General features: G+C 33.7%; 9 protein-coding genes. 1 reads left to right on the forward strand and 8 read right to left on the reverse strand.

The window, feature by feature from the left end:
* Positions 1–3: 3 nt before the first annotated feature.
* The 4 genes from FJOH_RS04205 to FJOH_RS04220 form a co-directional block, all read right to left on the reverse strand.
* Entirely contained in the window at positions 4–3,792 is a 3,789-nt protein-coding gene (locus FJOH_RS04205) for a T9SS sorting signal type C domain-containing protein (protein ID WP_235022997.1), read from the reverse strand.
* Between the two features lie 192 nt (positions 3,793–3,984).
* The gene (locus FJOH_RS26160; protein WP_159436624.1) at positions 3,985–6,987 is read right to left on the reverse strand and encodes a DUF7507 domain-containing protein; all 3,003 of its coding nucleotides are present in this window, start codon (positions 6,985–6,987) and stop codon (positions 3,985–3,987) included.
* 207 nt (positions 6,988–7,194) lie between these two features.
* Positions 7,195–11,250: a T9SS sorting signal type C domain-containing protein gene (locus FJOH_RS26165; RefSeq protein WP_012022894.1), complete on the reverse strand. Its 4,056-nt coding sequence runs from the start codon at positions 11,248–11,250 to the stop codon at positions 7,195–7,197.
* 407 nt (positions 11,251–11,657) lie between these two features.
* The gene (locus tag FJOH_RS04220) at positions 11,658–12,128 is read right to left on the reverse strand and encodes a regulatory protein RecX (RefSeq protein WP_012022895.1); all 471 of its coding nucleotides are present in this window, start codon (positions 12,126–12,128) and stop codon (positions 11,658–11,660) included.
* Positions 12,129–12,420: 292 nt separating this feature from the next.
* On the opposite strand from FJOH_RS04220, the gene FJOH_RS26170 reads away from it, so the two are divergent.
* Entirely contained in the window at positions 12,421–16,731 is a 4,311-nt protein-coding gene (locus tag FJOH_RS26170) for a T9SS sorting signal type C domain-containing protein (RefSeq protein ID WP_012022896.1), read from the forward strand.
* Between the two features lie 74 nt (positions 16,732–16,805).
* Here FJOH_RS26170 and FJOH_RS04230 read toward each other — a convergent pair whose 3' ends face one another.
* The 4 genes from FJOH_RS04230 to FJOH_RS04245 all read right to left on the reverse strand — a co-directional run bounded on the left by FJOH_RS04230 (position 16,806) and on the right by FJOH_RS04245 (position 21,083).
* A complete protein-coding gene (locus tag FJOH_RS04230; RefSeq protein WP_012022897.1) occupies positions 16,806–17,975 on the reverse strand; it encodes a beta-ketoacyl synthase N-terminal-like domain-containing protein in 1,170 nt (389 codons plus the stop codon).
* 125 nt (positions 17,976–18,100) lie between these two features.
* The gene (bioA, locus tag FJOH_RS04235) at positions 18,101–19,372 is read right to left on the reverse strand and encodes an adenosylmethionine--8-amino-7-oxononanoate transaminase (RefSeq protein ID WP_012022898.1); all 1,272 of its coding nucleotides are present in this window, start codon (positions 19,370–19,372) and stop codon (positions 18,101–18,103) included.
* 26 nt (positions 19,373–19,398) lie between these two features.
* Complete coding sequence (gene bioD / locus FJOH_RS04240; protein ID WP_012022899.1) at positions 19,399–20,031, reverse strand: dethiobiotin synthase; 633 nt, start codon at positions 20,029–20,031, stop codon at positions 19,399–19,401.
* A gap of 191 nt (positions 20,032–20,222) precedes the next feature.
* Positions 20,223–21,083 carry a TraB/GumN family protein gene (locus tag FJOH_RS04245; RefSeq protein ID WP_012022900.1) on the reverse strand — a complete coding sequence of 287 codons (861 nt, stop codon included), beginning with the start codon at positions 21,081–21,083 and terminating at the stop codon, positions 20,223–20,225.
* Positions 21,084–21,091 lie beyond the last annotated feature (8 nt).

Below are 21,091 nucleotides of genomic sequence, written 5' to 3' on the forward strand. Positions count from 1 at the left end.
TACCTAAAAAATGACCTTTTTTGTTATTTTTTTATCATTTTTGAGAACTGTTTGTATCAATAAAACCTGTTGAGCTGATTTAAAATTTGATATGCTCATTTGGTTCGTTTCATTGTTTCTCTTTTTAAAAAGCAAATTTCCTGAAACGTCGTAAATAAAAACTGTGTCTATTTTTTCCTGAGAGGAGTTTATTGTAATGACTTGATTTTTAACAGAAATAAATAAAGAGTTATCATCATTCTCAAATTCATTAGTTTTTAAATTTTCATTTAAAAAATGAATAGAAAATCTATCTGTAAAGGTGCCTTTATTAGTAGTGAATTTATAATTATTTATACTTAAATCTATACTTTTCCCTTCGATGTTATCAAGCAAGTAAACTGGCTGATGACTTAAACAACCATCTGCATGATCTATTTCAATAGTAAATTCTCCTGCAATTGTTGTTTTGTACCCCAAGATAATTTCATCGCTGTCTTTAAAGGGTAATCCCCTGCCCTGAATTACTAATTTTTTATCTTCGATTATGCTATAAAAATCAACAAATTGATTTCCGTCTAAAGTTTCACCGTCAAAGTTTATATCATAACCATTTGTTGCACCATCAACATATCCTAATAATGTCTGTTTAAAAGCTCCTTTCTCATTTCTAAAATTCAACCAAATTCTATGTTTTTCGATAGTTTTTTTGGCAATTTTAAAAAAGGCATTATTTTTATCTTGAATCCGCATACTATTATTAAACTCAATGGTTTCAGGCAGATTACTCTTTAAGAAAAAGGCCTGGCCGGAAGCAATGTTCCCATCTGGAATAAAATCATTAATACCATCAGATACTGCTCTGGTGCCAATTCCGCCAACTAAATTATAAACGGCATAATCATCTTCTGAATATTCATAATTAGTTATAGGAGTATTGTGTGTCCAAAAATATAATGCACCTTTTGTTTTAAATTCATTTTTTCTTAGAAAAAGATCCGCATCAATTGCTGAAGGATAGGGATTCCCTATTAAATTAAAACTATCATTTTGTCCTAATTTGATTTCTATTTTACCATTGTTTGGAATTCCTTTAAATACAGCTTCATAAATAGTGGGCTGTTCTATCGAAAATTCCTGAGGGCCTCTGATAATATATCCTTTTCCCAAAATCATATTATTTGAAGGATTTTCTATTTTCCAATTATCTATTGTTTCGTCATAAGACATATATTTATCAAATAAAGTCTGAGGTGAAACATCAATTAATTTTTGATTGTTCACCGGCGACGACCAATATGTATAATCGTATCTTAAAATAGGCTTTGTTTTTCTCTTTAGATGAATAATACCGTTATTTATCGTCTCATCATCGCATTGGTATAAACTTGCTGAATCTTCTAAAACTAAAATTCCATTTCCTAAATAAGAAAATTCAATTCCTAATGTATTTCCTTCTAAAAGTGTTACTGTTTTTCCGGAATCAATAGTGCAGCTGCAGACTTCAGCAGAATTTAGATTTGGATAATCTGCTTTAAAAAAAACTTCTTTTCCTCCGGAAGGATAACCATTTGACCATGAAATGCCATTCCATTCTGTAGATTCTAAACAGAGTTTTAATCTTGCTATTCTGTGTTTTGAAAGATCAGAAACAGAGTTGAAATTTCCTCCAATCAGTAATCTGTAATCAGAAGTAAAACTTAATGAGAAAAGTTTATTGTTAAGAGGAGAACTAAACGAAGGATCAAATTCTCCTGTTTTTAATAATCGAATTAATCGGAACGAAGGATTGCTTTTATAAGTTCCAGAAAATGTACCGCCTGCCAAAATTCTGTCGTCAGGCTGGATCAAAATTGTCCTGACTTCTCCCTTATTGAAACCAGAACCTGATTCAAAAGAATTATCAAGAGTTCCATTAGAATTTAAACGTAAAATTCCTTTTTGTGTTATTCCATTAAAGGTTGTAAAAGAACCGCCAACAATTATTTTTCCATCAGATTGTAAAGCTAATGCGTAAACGTTTTTGTTAAATCCTGTACCAATTGAAAAACCTGAATCAATACTGCCATCGGTGTTTAATCGAACCAAATGAGAAAGAGACTGTCCGTTAAAAGTAGTAAATCTTCCTCCAACTAATATTTTCCCATCGGGCTGAATCAATACAATTTCAATAACAGCTTCAGCGCTTAGTCCTGCATTAAAAGTCATATCTTTTGATCCATCGGGTAATAACCTTATTATTCTTACTGCTGAAGGATCATTATTGTATCGTGTAAAATGCCCCGCAGCAATTATTTTATTATCTGGCTGAATCGCTATTGAATATATCTGATTATTAAAACCTGCACCAGTACTAAATGTATTATCAATGCTTCCATCTGGCAAAATACGAACAATACGATTACAGGTTAAATCATTATATTTTGTAAACTTTCCTCCAAATATAATTTTTCCGTCATCCTGAATTACAGCCGTATCTATTAAGTCATTCGCTCCAGATTGACTTCTATTAAAATTTTGATCTAATGAACCATCTTCCAGGAGTTTTGTTATTCTGTTTACTGAGTTATTATTAAACTTGGTAAAGCTTCCAAATACCATGGTTTTTTTATCATTTAGCGAAATTATCTTTAAAACAGAATTATCGAACCCTATTCCTGCTGTCAGGTAGCTTGAATCAAGTTCACCATGATCATTAATTTTTGCCAATCGGCCTTGATTTTGTCCATCAAAAACCGAAAATGAACCGCCTACAAACCAAGATCCTTCTAAATTATTTTCTAGAGTTAAAACAGAAGCTGATGCTGGACCTGATCCTATATCAAAATCACTTTTAATTGTCCCATTTGAATTTAGCAATACAACTCTGTTAACATTCGTTCCATTATATTGATTTGTGAATGATCCGCCAACCATAATATTACCCGAAGAATCTGTTTTTATGACTTGAACCGTTCCATTATTAAAACCAGAGCTCAAAAAAGCATTGTCTATTGAGCCATCTTCATTGAGGCGGATAATTCTATTGGCTTCATTACCATTATATGAAGTAAAATTTCCTCCAAGAATAATTTTTCTATCATTTTGAATCGCTATTGCGTTAACATCATCATTAAAACCTAAACCTATATTAAAACTTGTATCAACAGTTCCATCAAGATTTAATCTAATTATTCTATTACTTGAAAAACCATTAAATGAAGTAAAATTTCCTGTAACTAAAATTTTTCCATCCCATAAAACCCTTGTGTTTGTAATACTTAGAGCAGAACCGATTCCTGTTAAAAACGAGGTATCTATATCTCCATTGGGAAGAATTCTGGCGATTCGATTTACAGTTACATTATTATATTTTGTAAAACTTCCTGAAATTATAATTTTTCCATCTGGCTGAATACTAATACCTGATATAATTCCTGTTGTTGCACCAATAATGGTGTTGAATGATAGATCTTGAGAGCCATCATTATTTAAACGGATTAGTCTTCCTGCATTTCTTCCGTTAAATGATGTAAAACTTCCCGCTGCGATTATTTTTCCATCTGATTGAATATTTGAAGCATAGACTTTTCCATTAAAACCAATTCCAGTATCAAAACTATTATCAATTGTTCCATCTTCATTTAATCTGGTGAAATATGCTGATAAAATTCCGTTAAGACTTGTATAGTCTCCGCCCACTATTAAGCTCTCGTCAGACTGCAATAAAAGAGTTCGAACTACATTATCAAAACCATCTCCTTTTAGTCCATCATCAAGAGTATTAAAAGTAGCATCAACTTTTCCTTGTTGTCCAATAACATTTAATGGCAAGGCCGTAAAAATTAGTGAACAAATTATGTTTTTAATCAAATCCAAAATAAGCAATTATAAATTGTAAGAATTTGCCGAAATTAAATCGATTCGAAAAATAATACAATACCCACTTTTGGTGATTTTTAAAATAAAAAAATCCGCAGTTCAAGCTGAACTGCGGATTTTCAATTAATATAAAACTATTGATTATTAAAAAACGATTTTTCTGGTTACCTCTGCATTGTTTTCAAGATTAACTTTTACAAGCAGCACCTGATCGGCTGACTGAAGGTTTGAGATTGATAATTCAGTATTGCTGACTTTCTTTTTATTATAAATCAGTTTTCCTGTAATATCGAAAATGTTTACTTCTTTAATGTTCTCTTTTGCAGAAGTAACTTTGATAGTTTTATCTTTTACAGAAATTAAAAGTCCGTCTTTTACATTTTCAAAATCACCAGTTCCTAATGTTTTATTAGTGTAACGAAGTGCAAAACGATCTGTAAAAGTTCCTGCTTCTGTTTTAAAAGTATAGTCCTGAGCTTTTAAATCTGAAACAGTTCCTGTTGTTTTGTCTTCCAGATATACATTCTGGTTATCAAATAATCCGTCAACGTGATCAATTGAAATCGTAAAATCTCCCGCAATTGTTGTTTTGTACCCTAACGGAATCACATCGCTGTTCTCAAAAGGCAGTCCTCGTCCCTGAATGGTTAAAGACATATTTTGGTTAATACTGTAAAAATCTGTATAGGTATTTGCATCCATAGTTTCTGCATCGTATTGAATGTCCCAATTGTTTGTTGCGCCATCAATATATCCTACTAAGAGCTGTTTGAAAGCTCCTTCTTTATTGGCAAAATTCAGCCAGATACGGTTTCTTTCGATATTATCTGTTCCTGTTGTTTTATAAAACTGGCTGTTATTGCCTGAAACTCTCATGTTATTTGTAAACAAAATGCTGTTTCCTGTTCCATTGTTGGTAAAGAAAGCCTGTCCCGCTGCAATATATCCAACCGGAGTCTGAGCAGCATTTGAAGTTGTGACACCTCCTGATGAATTAAAAACCGCATAGTCACTGCTTGTGTAATTGTATGTAGCATCTCCTGAAACAGCATCGCTTGGAGGGGCATTATGCATCCAGAAATATAATGATCCTATAGTGCTGTTTGCTGATAAAAGCTGAAAAGCATTTACGGCAGAAGGATAGGGATTCCCTATTAAATTAAAACTGTTTGGAACTACATTAACTGTAACATTTCCGTTATTTGGAACTCCAACAAAGGAAGCAGGATAAACTGCCGGTGTTACAATATCAAAAGTCTGCGGAGATCTAACGATGTAACCGCTTCCTTTGGCCATTGGCAGTATTCCATTAAAACTTATTATCCATCCTGCAGCAGGATCATAGCTGTAATATTTATCTAGAAGTGTTGCCGGCGAAAGGTTTGCCAGTGTAAAAGCAGGAGTCGAAGTTACTGGTGTTGACCAATAGGTGAAATCGTAACGACGTACCGGCTGTGTATCTCTTCTGTAAGTGATGTTTCCTGAATTGATATTTGTTCCGGTATTAGTTTGAAACAAACTAGAATTATTATTGAAAGTTAAAGAAGCACCACTATTTACTGTTAAAGCATTTACAACATGTAATGTTATTCCAGATGGGACAACTAAATTAACAGGAGAATTAACTGTGCAGGCACATACTGTTAAATCTGCTGTTATAGAATAAGCTCCATTAAAGACCGCAGCTTTTGTGGCATTTGGCGTTCCGTTTGACCAAGCAGTACCGTTCCAAGTTGTAGAGGATTGATCTGTAACAACTGCATTTGCACTTGCTGGTGATTTACATCCTGTTGAATTGGTTACTCTAAAAGTGTATGTCCCTGCCGTAAGACCTGTAATTGTTGTAGTTATTCCTGAGCCGGTTGTAGTAATAAGTCCAGGACTACGTTCTATAGTCCAATTACCTGAAGGCAGATTTGTTAATTCTATTGTTCCCAAAGCGGCACACCCTGTATTAGTTATTGTACCAATAACTGGCGGAGCAAGTAAGTCTATGCTTGTTGGAATATTATCCGTAAAGGTTTGTCCTGAAATATCTTCTATTAGATTTAACGAAGGATCTGTTCCAGTAACCTTTGCTGAATTTACAACTCTTCCCAAATTTACATCAGATGCCGTTATGGTATAAGTACCAGTAACCGTTGCTGTAGCCCCCACTGCTAAACTACTGATGGGATTTCCAGTTATTATTACTCCCGGCATCGGATCAGTTACTGTTATATCTGTAATTGGCACTTCTCCTGTATTTCTTACATCAAAAGTATAATTAATAACATCTCCTTCTTTTCCACATGATGGCATTGAAGCTTTTTTTACTAAACCTAATTCAGCAATTTTTAGAGAATTTGTATTAAAAGCTATAAAAGCGCAATCTGAATTTCCTGAAAAGGTAACAACAAATCGATCAACTTGTGATGCATTAGCAGCTGTTATTCCAAATTCACTTGTTTCGATTCCCAAAACACGAATGTCTCTTGTTGCTGCCGGAGTAAAACCATATGTCCCATCCATCTTAAATAAATCAAGACTATAAGTTCCAACAGCATTAACCGAAATAAAGTTTATAGACAATTGATTTCCTACAGTGTTGCCTGATGCATCAATGAATTTGAAAGTATCTGGTGTTCCTCCAGGTTCTGCTACCTGAGTCACAATTAAATCAGGAATTCCATCGCCAATACCGCTTGAATTTAAATTATTAGTTCCTATTTTAAATTCAGCGACACCCGCTTTTATATTTGCAACACCAGTTCCTAGTGTTAATCCGTTAACACCATCTGTTAATCTTGAAGCTAGTTCAGCACCTGTTGCAGTTGCTCCTGCTATTGGCGGCACTAAGGTAGCTGTTGAGGCAGATCCATCTATCATAGAACCTTGTAAAAAATACATACTCGTGGTGGAACCTAAATTTTGAATCTTTAAAGCTCTAAATCTTTGAGGATTGTAAGTAACGGCATTGTTGTTAAGAATAGTGTTATTTACACCTGTAGAATAAATAGTTCCATTCCATGTAAAAGCCAATAAATTATTGACATCGTCAGGTCGATTTCCTACTCCGGTTAAACCAGTTGATGACCAATAACCCTTCCAATCTGTTATAATTCTTGTAACAGCAGACTGGCCTGATACTTCAAATGAAATAAACAAGAAAAATAAAATTATACTTTTTAAAAATAAAGAACGAATAAACAAAAGTGATTTTGGGCACATATAAGTTTGTAATTTTGGTTTGATTGGGGTGTTAAATAGGTTATTTTCTTAATGTAATATTTATGTTTTTTAATTATGTATTGTTTTTACATTGAAAAATCCGATAGTAAAAACTATCGGATTTTCTATGTGATTTATTTATATCTATTTGAAAATAATTTTCTTCGTTAGAGTATAATTATTGTCTAATATAATTTTTACTAACAATACCTGATCGGCTGACTGCAGGTTTGATATTTGCAATTCTGTGGTTCCAACTTTATTTTTATCATAAATAAGTCTTCCCGATATATCATAAATTGCGGTACTCTTTATATTTTCTTTATTAGAAGTCACTTTGATTACCTTGTCTTTTACAGAGACCAATAGACCATTATCTACATTTTCAAAGTCTCCTGTTCCTAATGTTTTGTTTGTATAACGCAGCGTAAAACGATCATCAAAAGTTCCTGCTTCTGTTTTAAAGGTATAATCACCTGCTTTTAGATCATAAATTGTGCTCGTTTTTTTATCTTCTAAATAAACAGCTTGGTCATTAAACACTCCATCTACATGATCTATAGAGATTGTAAAGTCTCCTGCAATAGATGTATTATAACCAAGAGGAATTATATCGCTGTTTTCAAAAGGAAGTGCTCGCCCTTGAATCGTTAATTGCAAAGCATCATTAATACTATAAAAATCTACATAACTGTTACCTGCCATAGTTTCGGCATCGAAACCATTATCTAAACTATTTGTAGCTCCTTCGATATAACCAACTAATGCTTGCTTGAATGCTCCTTGTGTGTTTGTAAAATTCAACCATAAACGATTTCTCTCAACCTCTTCTGCAGCCTTAGCAGTTTTAAAGAATTGTGTATTATTTCCACCAACACGCATATCATTAGTAAACACAATATTATTACTTGAACTTGCATTAATAAAGAAAGACTGTCCTGCTGCAATGTATCCGCTAGGAGCAGCTGCACCACTAGAAGTTGCAACACCACCACTAAAGTTATAAACAGCATAATCATTGCTTGTGTAATTGTAAGTTGCATCACCCGAAACAGTATTACTAGGAGGTGAATTATGCGTCCAGAAATATAATGAGCCAACATTATTGTTTGCCGTCATAAGTTTTTGAGCGTCTAGAGCCGATGGGTATGGGTTTCCAATTAAATTCCATTGACCACCTACTGGAGTTATTGTGACATCTCCATTATTAGGAACACCAATAAAAGAAGCGGTATATACTGCCGTGCTGTTTATATCATAAGATTGAGGTGCTCTTACAATATATCCCTGACCTGGAGTCATAACTTGTGTTCCATTATAATTAATTGCCCATCCTGAATTTGGATTATAACTGTAATACTTATCTCCAAGTGTATTTGGTGATAATTTATATAATGTGAAATTTGATGCTAGTGTTACCGGCGATGACCAATAACTGAAATCATAACGACGTACTGGCGCTGTATTTCTCTGCATTTCAAATGAAGTCACTGCTCCTGTGTAAGCTGCAGCAGTTGTATTTTTTTGTAATAATGATCCATTATTTTGAATAAGCAATTTTCCTGTTCCTGCAACATTTATGGTTTCATCTACAGTTAAAGTTCTGTTCGCAGGAATTGTAAAAGTGACTCCTGTGTCAACTGTACATGAACAAACCTGAAGATCTGAACCCAAAGTAGTATTTGCACTAATTCTTATAGAAGTATCACTTGCTAAAGTCCCTGACCCATTATAAACCGTTGGTGTATCAATAAAATTAACCGCTATGTTTGCATCTCCTCCATCTTCTCTTAGACGAATTTCAACTGTTGAATTTTTATTCAACAAATAAGTTGTACCTCCATTTATAATTGCTGAAGTACCTGTATAACCATTTTGAGTAAAAACTTTCGTTCCATCTACATAAATCTCTCCTACGTCATCACAATTTACTAATTGAATCTGGTAACGCCCGCAAGGAAATCCCTGACGTTTGTAAGTAATTGTAAACTGATCAACTCCAACAGGAGCCCCAAGCCAGCTTGAAGCTGCAGAGGGCGAGCTTGTTCTTCCCCATGATGTTTGAGTGTTAACATTCACATTATTGTCTACATACATTCCAGCATAAGCATATGATGGCAGATTGATATTAGCTACTGTAAAACCATATACATTCCACTTGTTGTCACCAAATGGAAGCGCAACGTTTCCTTGAATTTGACCATATGAAAACGATACTCTTGAATCTCCATCATTTTCAAAATATTCTAAAATAAAATTATGTGTTCCGGCAGTAAGATCAACTTGTGCTGCATAAGTATTATAACTATGAACACCATAAGAACCTGTTGGAGCTACAGTTACTAAACTTCCATCGACATATAATCTTACACCATCATCTCCTCCAATTGTGAAATTGTATCTTCCGGCTGCTGTAGTAGTCTGCATTTTATAACGAACGAAAAATTTATCAGAAGGCGGAGTATCACACGGAATGTTTCTAGTAACTCCATTTACCTGACCTGATGTCACATTTCTATCAAAAAGAGCATTTTCTGTAACAGTTCCAATATAAGTCGATGTCGCAGATACTGGTAATGTAGTTGATGTAGCTGGATTTGGATAAGCAGTTCCCGTCCAAGAATATACATAACCAAGCCAAGAATTTACACCAAATGTTGTTTGATCTCCTGATGGTGTACATTGAACAAGTTCATCTGCACCCATATATGGCTTTACTCTCGTATCTCCGTCAATATCTGTTGTGATACCAGAAATGGTAACTCCTGTTAAACTTTCATTATTGGTATTATTTGTAATTAAATGAAAATCTGAAGCACTGACAAATGAAGGAGCAACACTTAATGAGTTTCCGTCCTGAGATGTCGCAACTCTCCAATCAGCTATTGTAGCTGCATCAGCATTATTTAATCGTCCTAACGTACCTCCAGAACTTGTTATATAATCATTTCTGTTAATATTTGAAAATACACTTCTATTTGTTAATGAGTAGACAGCATATCGTAAACCCGATCCTGTTTGGGAATTATAAAAAATATTATTTCTAATATCTAAATTACTTCCATCTGATATAAATAAACTTGCAGATAATCCCGTTTGATTTACATTAAGAACAACTGTATTGTAATATAAATTTATTCTATTCCCTTTAACAAAATAAATACCATGTCCAGCATTATTGTAATCATACTGGCCACCAGTAGAAGAAGCTATTCCACTTATAAAATTATTGACAATATTTAAGTTTGCAGTTACTGAATTATCAAGATCGATGTGTATTCCACTGCCTAAACCAGAACTTTTCACACTTGAAATTCTATTTCTAGAAATAGTACAGCCTATACTTCTATCATATAAATTAATTCCAGAAATAAAAGTACTGTTTGATGACATTGCAACCCCTAATATAGAGTTACCTGTAACCAATGTATTTTGAGTATTTGATAACTTAATTGCATTTACAACAATTACATCGGCTGCATTTGCAGAACCGAAAGTATTATTATTTATGGTTAAATTTTGATTATAAGAAGTTCCACCAAAAGTCCATATTCCAAATTTCATTCTTGTAAAGATGTTATTCGAAATAGTATTATTTGAATTTGATATTGTTTCTGCTGTCTGCATATTGTTTGCATCACTAATAACGACACCCGCAGAAGTTGAACTTGTAGCATCTACACCAGAACCAACAAACTGTATGTTCCTTAAAGTATTATAAGTCGCTGCGTCGGCGGCCTTATTTGTAATCCACAAAATAGCTGAATGTATTTGAGTGAAATTATTATAATTTACTGTTGAAGTATTACTAATGATTAAGTTACTTGAAGTTGTATTATTATTACTTCCATCTATTGTAACATAATCTGTTCCTTCTAACTTTAAAATTGGCGCTGTACTTGTATTACCTATATTTCCAGTAATAGTAATATTTCTATTTGTATTTGGCTTTATTGTTAATGTCTTTGCAGCGCTAAAATCTGATCTGTCTATAAAAATAGTTGATGTTACTGTTTGATTTTCATCTAGTAATAAAGTAACAGGACCTGCAATCCCAGTAGAATTGATACTTGTAATAGCTGTAGCCAAAGTTTTAAATGGTGCTGGCTGTGAATTACCAATAACATAACTCGCACTTGCAAGCTGCGCACTACCTAAAAAAGGTATTAAAAACAAAAATAAAAGTAAAGTTTTTTTCATACTAGATGTTTTTCTATCAGGTTGTTATGCTGGCATAGCTTTTTGAACCGAGCAAATATAAAAACATCTACGTGTTAGATTCTACGGCGGTTTTTAGAACCACTATATAATCGATAAACTGGTGAAAAAATCGACGAACTACATAGTAAAAATTCAGTATTACTGGAATTTCTTATAAAACGAGTTTGTTAAAAATAGGAAAAATCCGTAATATCATTCTTTTTTCTGTTCTCTTTTTGGCAAAATAATCGAAAAAACGTCTAGTTTGATAAAAATTTCTCAGAAAAGCAATATTTTACAACTATGCGTTATTTATTATTACGTAAGGAATTTATGATAATTTATAATTGTTTTTAGTTCTAGTCTAAACGAATCAGAAATAAGATTTTTGAAGAGTATTTTAATCATTATTTTTGTTCCAATTCTTTAACTTTCTCATAAACAAGATCACTTTCATAGCCTCTTCGAAGCATATAATCACAAAACTTTTTGCGCTTTTTGAAAGTATCGTTTTCATGTATAGAATTCCAGCATCTTTCAGCGAGATTCTCGAAAGTTTCAAAATATTCTTCAGATGAAATTTCTTTTAAAGCAAGTGAAATATTTGTTGAAGAAATATGACGAGCTTTTAATTCGTTCGTAATTCTAATTTTTCCCCAATATTTTATTCGATGTTTGCCTCTTGCAAAACTGCAGGCAAAACGAGTTTCATTTAAAAAATTTCCTTCAATTAGCTGAACAACAATTATATTAACCTCTTCAGTTGTCATTTTTAAACTATATAGTTTAGAGACAACTTCATCATGGCAACGTTCCTGATAGGCACAAAAATGCTCTAATTTCTGTAAAGCTTCTTTTGCAGTGTAAATTTTACTCATGTGTATTTTCTTTCTTTTTTAACTCTAAATGCTAAAAATAAACAATAAACTGTTAAATTTTATGATAATTTATTTACTTTTCTCAAAAACAGCATTTATCACAGTTGTTTTTTATTCCAAATTGTAATATTTTTGAGGCAAATTCTGTTTGTTAAACTGTTCAAGATCTTAAACAAATATTAATAAGATTTTTAACATTTTACTAAAAAAATTAAAATTTTGTTGATAACGAAATTCTACATTTTTTATTGAATTTGACACCCAAAAACAAAAATTTAATACCACGCCTACTATGATTAGAAAACTACTCTTACTCATTATTTTATTTATACAATACCTAAGTTTTGGACAATCTGCGAATAATTATTGTTTTAGTTCTTCCACAAGTACATATAGCAATTTAACTGGCGCAACAGCTTTTCCTGGAATGCCAACTAATGGCAATAATGATGATGTTATTTCTTCTTTTTCTACCTTGCCATTTACATTTAATTTCGCAGGAATAAATTATACTCAGATCAAAATTAGTGAGAATGGCTGGTTATCTTTTGCTAATGTTAACAATGCATATTTCGATAATTCTGCCGCAAATGCTAATAATGCAAAGCCAATTTTATTTCCATTTTGGGATGATATGGTTTATAGTTCTGTACCTAGATATCGCATTGATACAGTTTCTGGAAGCCGAATTCTAAAAATTGAATGGATTCAACAATATTTTTATAATGGAAATAATGGAAATGCAATTTCGTTTCAAGTGTGGCTATATGAAGGATCAAATAAAATTGAATATAGATATAGTCGTGGAAACAACAATTCAGGAAATATAAGTGCCTCAATTGGTATTTATGATGCAAATGGGAACTACATTACTTTAAATGATTCTGGTTCAAATCCGACTGGTCAAGTCGATACTTTCACTACTAGTATTAACGCAAGACCTGCTACTAATCAAGTATATACTTTCACACCTCCTCCAGCACAACCAACTCCTACTCAAGCAGGATCTTTGTACACTTTTTGTATTGACAACAGCAATACACAAACCAATACTGTTAGTAATGGTCAATATTCATTAGTGAATGTTATTCAGGGATATAATTACACCTTTTCTGTAGACAATATATTTGCAGGAGCAGAGAATTTAACATTATTAGACAACTCAAATAACAATTTAAGCCCTAGTGTTGTATCATCCGGAACTAGTGGTGCAACAGTTACCTGGACAGCTACTTTCTCAGGACAAGTACGGGTACTTTTAACAGGTAATTGTGGAGAGACAAATAGCGGTACAATGACTCTAAGATTAAACTCTGCCGCCAATACACTTGACAGCCAAACAACGGCAGGAGCAAATAACACCTGGATAGGCCATGTATATAATTCTGTAGGAGCCGCTCCTTCACCATTTACAAATGCAAATTATGCAGGTTATTATACGATAGGAACTGAAAACTTTGATACAGACTTTGGCGGTGACTACACTTGTTTTCCTGTATTTTCAAATGGAGTACAAAGAGCTTCGATGTATACAGAAGGGTTTGCTGTAAGATACCGCATGCAGTCAACAAGACCTGCAGGATGTTATTTAATTCGAATAATAGGAGATGACGGAGTAAGATTATCTATAAATAATGGCGGGTATATTTTAGACAGATGGGTAGAACAAGGCGCTACTACATACAGCAACATTTTGGTAAATGTTCCTGCAAATCCAATTTTCACATTAGAATACTATGAAAATGCAGGTGCCAACAGAGTTGCTTTTAACATAACACCATTTGACGCTGCATTGAATACCATCACAGCTCCAGCTACAGTAAATTTCTGCAATGGAGGAGATCCGGCAGTTATTGACGGCTCACTTCAATATAACAGTGCCGATCCTAATGCAGCAAATCCATATATCAACTTTCAATGGCAGATACAGACTGATGGCGGCGGATTCTCTAATATTCCAGGAGCGACAGGAAGAACATACGATCCTCCTGCAATGGCTGCGAACGGCACGGCAAATGATATTGTATACCAATATCGACGTTTGGCTACCAGCAATGTAGCAGGAACCGGAACTGCTTGTGATTTTACAGCAAGTACTCCCGTTACCATTACAAACAGTCCAACAAGTGTTGGCGGAACTGCTTCTGCAAACCAATCGATTTGTTACGGAACTCAGCCTGCTAATATTACATTAAGCGGCTATAGAGGTAATATACAATGGCAGGCATCTATAGATAATACAAATTTCAACAATATTGACGGAGCAACAACAGCCGTCTTAGCTGGTTCTCAAATAGGTACTTTAACAAAAACTACTTATTACAGAGCAACAACAAGTGGAACGTGCAATACAGCAACTTCTACAGTAGTTACAATCACTGTTAGAGCAGGTAATAATATTATTAGTTATAGTAACGGAACTTCTGGAACTGTTTGTATGCAGCCTGTAGAAAATGCAGTAGGAAGCCTGACTGCACCAGCTGGAACTTATTTTAACAATGTAAGTTTTGCCAGTTATGGAACACCAACAGGAACAGCTTGTGGTTCATTTGTAATAAATCCTTTCTGCCACGCGGCAACTAGTCAATCAGTAGTTGAAAGTGCGCTTTTAGGTAATAGCAATACAATTTTAATTGCTGCTACAAATGGTAACTTTACAGATCCTTGTGTAGGAACAACTAAAAGATTATATATTACTGCATCTTATTCTCAATCTATATGTGCAGGAAATTTACCTGGAACAATTACCGGATCTATTCCAACAGGTAATGATACTTACACTTATTTATGGGAAAGCAGTACAACCAGCAATACAACTGGTTTCTCTGCTGCATCAGGAACAAATAATGGACAAAATTATACTCCTGGAACTTTAACACAAGACACTTGGTTTAGAAGAACTGCTTACGACGGCGCTTGTTCTTCTGTATCTGCAGTTGTTTTAGTAAAAGTAATTGCAAAAGTATGGAATGGAAATACAAATACTGACTGGAATACAGCGTCTAACTGGACACCAAACGGCGTACCAACTGCATCTGACTGTGTTGTAATACCAAATACAACTAATAAACCAATTATTAACGGAACTAATACTAATTCATACGCCAATACTCTTTCTGTAAATAATTTAGGAGCTTTAACTGTAAACAGCACAAACACCCTTAACATAACTAATACAATAGCAGTAAATACTACGGGTTCATTAACTTTCAACAATAATTCTAGTTTATTACAAACTAATACCGGAACAAATATCAATTCAGGAAACATTACTTACAGAAGAGATACCCAGCCGGTACGTCGTTACGATTTTACCTATTGGTCAACACCTGTAACTTCGACTCCTGCTTTTACACTGGCCAATCTTTCGCCGGCAACACTTTTAGATAAATATTACAGCTACGATCCTGCTGCAGGATGGATAATAAGTTTTAATGGAATATTGCCAATGGCCAAAGGAAGCGGATACATCGTTAGATCTCCGCAGACTTTTGATATTACCATCCCGGCAGTCTATCCGGCATCATTTGTTGGAGTTCCAAATAACGGAAATGTTACAGTTAATGTAGTTCCAAACAGTTTTAATTTAATAGGGAATCCCTATCCTTCTGCCGTAAATGCTTTTCAGCTTTTGTCAGCAAACAGCACTATAGGATCATTATATTTCTGGATGCATAATGCTCCTCCAAGCGATGCTGTTTCAGGAGATGCTACATACAATTACGCAAGCAGTGATTATGCGGTTTTCAATTCATCAGGAGGTGTTACAACTTCAAATGCTGCTCAGACTCCGGCTGGATACATTGCAGCGGGACAGGCTTTCTTTACCAACAATGGAGCAGGAAACAGTATTTTGTTTACAAACAACATGAGAGCTTCAGGCAATAACAGCCAGTTTTATAAAACAACAGGAACAGATAATATCGAAAGAAACCGTATCTGGCTGAATTTTGCCAATAAAGAAGGAGCTTTCAAACAGCTCTTAGTAGGATATATTGATGGCGCAACAAACAATTGGGACATCCAATATGATGCAGAAACTATGGATGCAAACACCTATACAGATTTTTACAGCATTAACCAAAATATGTCTTTAACCATTCAGGGACGAGGACTGCCTTTTGAGAACAGTGATGTAATTCCGTTAGGATACAAAACAACAATTGCAGGAGATTTTACAATTTCAATTGATCATGTTGACGGATTATTTGATAAACAGAATGTATATCTGGAAGACAAAACAACAGGAACTGTTTCAGATTTAAAAGCTCAGGACTATACTTTTAAAACAGAAGCGGGAACTTTTACAGATCGTTTTGCACTTCGTTACACTAATAAAACATTAGGAACTGGTGATTTTGAGAATGTAAAAGACGGACTTTTAATTTCTGTAAAAGATAAAACTATCAAAGTTACTTCTGCAAAAGAAAATATTAAAGAAGTAAACATTTTCGATATTACAGGAAAACTGATTTACAATAAAAAGAAAGTCGGAAATACTGAATTATCAATCTCAAACCTTCAGTCAGCCGATCAGGTGCTGCTTGTAAAAGTTAATCTTGAAAACAATGCCCAGATAACCAGAAAAGTGATCTTTAAATAGAATTACACTTCTAAACCCAAATAAAAAATCCATTTGCCAAGTAAGACAAATGGATTTTTTATTTTAAGATATATCTATGCTTTTTCAATTAAAATACTGACTGCATTTCCTCCAAAACCAACTGCATTTACCAGCACTTTTTTAATTGTTTTGTTCTGATTTTTTGTTTCTGAAAACGGGGTTTCAATAAAAGTATCATGTTTCATCATTAACAATGCTAACTCTAGACTTAACATTCCTGATGTGCCAAAAGTATGGCCAATTTTCCATTTATTTGTTGTTAACAAAGGCAGCGATGAACCAAAAACTTTTTCAATAGCTCTTAGTTCTGTCAAATCACCCTTTATTGTTCCGGGTGCATGCATTACAATAACATCTACACTTTCTAAATCAACATCTTTTAAAGCCATTTTCATAGATTTTTGGAAACAGTCTGCTTCAGCAGAAATTGAAATATTATGCTCCAAAATTTCAGTTGCAAAACCCACACCTGTTACATAAGCAATCGCATTTTCTTTTTCTCCTGCTTCTAAACAACAAACCGCTGCTCCTTCACCCAGAATCATAGTGTTTTGGTTTTTCTCAAAATCTAAAGCCAAATTAGGCCAAGAATCAATATCCAGATTAAGTCGGGAATATATTTTCAAAGCTCTCATTTGTCCAATTGTAAAATCTGTTAAAGGAGCTTCACTGCCTCCAACTAAAAACTTATCTGCCATTCCTGATTTTAACCAAGCCACTCCATTCAAAAGTGCATGAAGAGCAGTTGAACAAGTAATAGAATGCGAAATTTCAGGACCTGAGCTTTGCAGATCATGTGCAATCCAAGACGAAATATTTCCTAAAGTAGTTGTTGGCGAGGCTAAAGTCTGTGCTTTTCCGGTTTCAAGATATTCTTTATAATGTTTTTCAAATAAATCAGTAGCGCCTCTTGAAGAACCAATATTAATTCCGAAGATATCATCGGTTTTCCATCCTGCATTTTGAACCGCTTCTCTCGAAGCTGCCAAAGCAAACAAAACAGAATTATCTAAAAATTTATATCTAATATCCTCCTCTCGTATTTTGTCTATAATTTGTTTCGATTCAGTACTTAAAGAAGCGACAGAAGTTTCTTGCTGATCCAAAAAACGTTTCGTAAAACAATGGTTTTTATCAAGATATTTTTTCCAGATTTCATCACTATTGTTTCCTAAAGGAGAAATAGATGAAAAAGCAGTTATGGCAATTTTTGGTGTATTCACAATAGTTAGTTTTGTAAAAAGATCTTAAAAAAAATGGCACACTGATTATACGGCTTTAACAAGATTCAACTAATGAAATAATTAATCTGTGTAAACTCTTTAATCCGTTAAAAACTGTGTACAAATTATACCATTTCTATAGCTTCTTCAATTGTGTTATATATTTTTTGAAGCTGATCATTAGACATTATATACGGAGGTAAAATGTAAACGATATTTCCCACCGGTCTTAAAACAACTCCATTGTCAATAAAGAAATTATATAGTTTTGTACGCATTGATCCGTAATAACTTTCCTCAGAATCAGATTTTATTTCTACTGCGAAAATAACTCCTAATGTTCGTGCTGTTATTACTTTTGGATGGTTTTCAATTTTCTTTTGAAATTCTAAATGCTTAAGATTTATTCTTTCAATATTCTTTTGCATTTCAGCCGTTTGAAGCAAATCGATACTTGCCAAAGCAGCTGCACAACCAGTAGGATTTGCTGTAAATGTATGTCCGTGAAATAAGGCTTTATTAATATCGTCATCATAAAACGCATCAAAAATATCCTGGGTAAATGTTGTAATCGCCATTGGAATTGTCCCTCCAGTTAATGCTTTTGAAAGGCATATCATATCTGGTTCTTCAGACACATAATCCATTGCAAAGGTTTTTCCTGTTTTCCCAAAACCCGTCATCACTTCATCAGCAATTGTCAGAACTTTATTTTGTTTGCAAATCTGAATAAGCTTTGTTAAAGATTCAGGCTCATACATTACCATTCCGGCCGCGCCTTGTACCAAAGGTTCAAAAATAAAACCGGCACAATTGTTATTTTTAATTGCACTTTCTAAAGCATCAAAACTTATCTGCTCTTTCCCTTTTACCGGAACCGGGATTCGAACCACATCTATAAACATTCCCTGAAATGCCTGAGTATAAAATGAAATGCCGCTTGCCGCCATTGCTGCAAAAGTATCTCCGTGAAATGCATTTTCAAAAGCAATAATAGTGGTTCGCTTTTCATTTTTATTGAAAAAATATTGCAAAGCCACTTTTATAGCCACTTCAACAGCTGTTGATCCATTATCAGAAAAGAAAATTTTCTGCTGATTTTTAGGGAGAATCTCCATTAGTCTTTCAGCTACTTTTACCGCCGGTTCATGCGTAAAACCTCCAAACAAAACATGCTCTAAAGTAGTCAGCTGTTTATAGATCGCATCGGCAATAAATTTATTACTGTGACCAAACGGATTTACCCACCAGGAAGCAATAGCATCAATATATTCTTTGCCTGTTTCATCCCAAAGCAATGCACCTTCGGCTTTTGTAATTGCGATTGGCGTTTGCGATGTTTTATGCTGTGTATAAGGATGCCATAAATATTGACTGTCTTTTTCTGTTAATGTCATCTATGTAATATTGTAGATTTCTGATTTTAGATTTTAGATTTTTCTAATGATAGTAAATCATTTCGGAACAAATCTGCATATTCAAGAATTACATTTTGATCAAAATACGGTTCTTCGTCAATTCTTCCAATGCATTTTATTTTGGTTTTATTCAGAATTAAACTTTCTGTTGATTTGTTTTCGCTTCCGCTGAAGATAATTCCAGCCACTTCAAATCCTCTATTTTGAATTGCTTCAATTGTTAGCAAAGTATGATTTATGCTCCCAAGATAATGTCTTGAAACTACTATAATTTTATAATCGGGTTTTATTAAATCAATGATTGTTTCATTTTCGTTTAATGGAACAAAAATACCACCCGCGCCTTCAATAACTAAATGATTTTTTGTTTTGGGTTCCAGAATCTGATTCGATTCGATTGTAATTCCATCAATCTCTGCAGCCAAATGCGGACTTGCTGGTGTTTTTAATTGATAACTATTCTCAAAAAATTGAGTCTTTTTATTTGAAACTCTAGATTGAACTTTATGAGTATCAGAATTGTCTAAATCTCCAGCCTGAATAGGTTTCCAGTAATCGGCCTCTAAAGCCTCAACGATTATAGATGAAACTATTGTTTTTCCAACATCTGTCGAAATTCCTGTTACAAATATTTTCATAAGTATTAGACCGCAATGTTAATGATTGAACAGATAAACACGGATTTTTTACATTTTACATCAAATCTCAAAGCAATAATCAGCAAAAAATTACCGCATCTGTTTTATTAGTGGACTGTCAACAAAAGTACCAATAAAAAAGTAAACCCATCATTACGATGGGTTCTGTTTATCATTCTTCTTTTAAAACCTTAATTCAGAATTGGTTTTACTTTATATCCTGCTTTTCTCAGTAAATTAATAACTCCAAATTCTCCTCCCAAATGAGCTGATCCAACAGCAAAAAAGACACTTTGTTTTCTTATTAATTCGGCCATACTTTTTACCCAATTTAGATTTCTTTCATCCAAAATAATCTTTTTTGTTTTCTTACTTGTAAACCTTTCGTCAGTAGTAATATCGTATAATGATTCGATATTTTCAGCTTTATAAGTCGAAACTAATTTTGCTGTTTCTTCTGGTACAGATTCGTCGAGCATAGCAATGATTTCATCATTTGTATAAGCATTTTCAAGTATTACAAACTGGTCTTTTACAGATTCGAGTCCGCCAATTTCAATATTTCTTTTCTTAGCTTGTTCTATAAATTCCATTTCGTAAAATTTTAAATCGGCACAGCCAAAAGTTTTCATTGAAATCAAACTCATAACGGTCAGCAGACTAAAACTGTCAACTTGTTTTACTGTCATTCCGGTTGTTTTTTTCAAAATGTCATCTAATTTAGCTAACTGTTCCGGAGTTAATTTTTTGCTTAACGGTTCTTTTCCCATCGCCAGCTGCTGCATTTGAGACATTTCTTTTGGGTCTGAAAAGTTGATTTCTAACATTAATTTTTCTGAAGATTCAAAAGCTCTTTTCGTTTTATCTGTTAAAAAATAATCCGATGAACAAATCATATGTATTGTTCCGTATAAATAAGAAGGTTTTGAAAGTCCGTTTCCCGAAACTTCCCATAAAAGAGAGTTTTCTAGTTTTGGCGATTGGGGTTGAGCTTGTGTTTTTAGTCCAAAAAGGATGAGTGCAGTTATAAATAACTTGAATAAATTTTTCATTTGAGATG

Source organism: Flavobacterium johnsoniae UW101, assembly GCF_000016645.1.
In the GTDB taxonomy this organism is placed as follows: domain Bacteria; phylum Bacteroidota; class Bacteroidia; order Flavobacteriales; family Flavobacteriaceae; genus Flavobacterium; species Flavobacterium johnsoniae.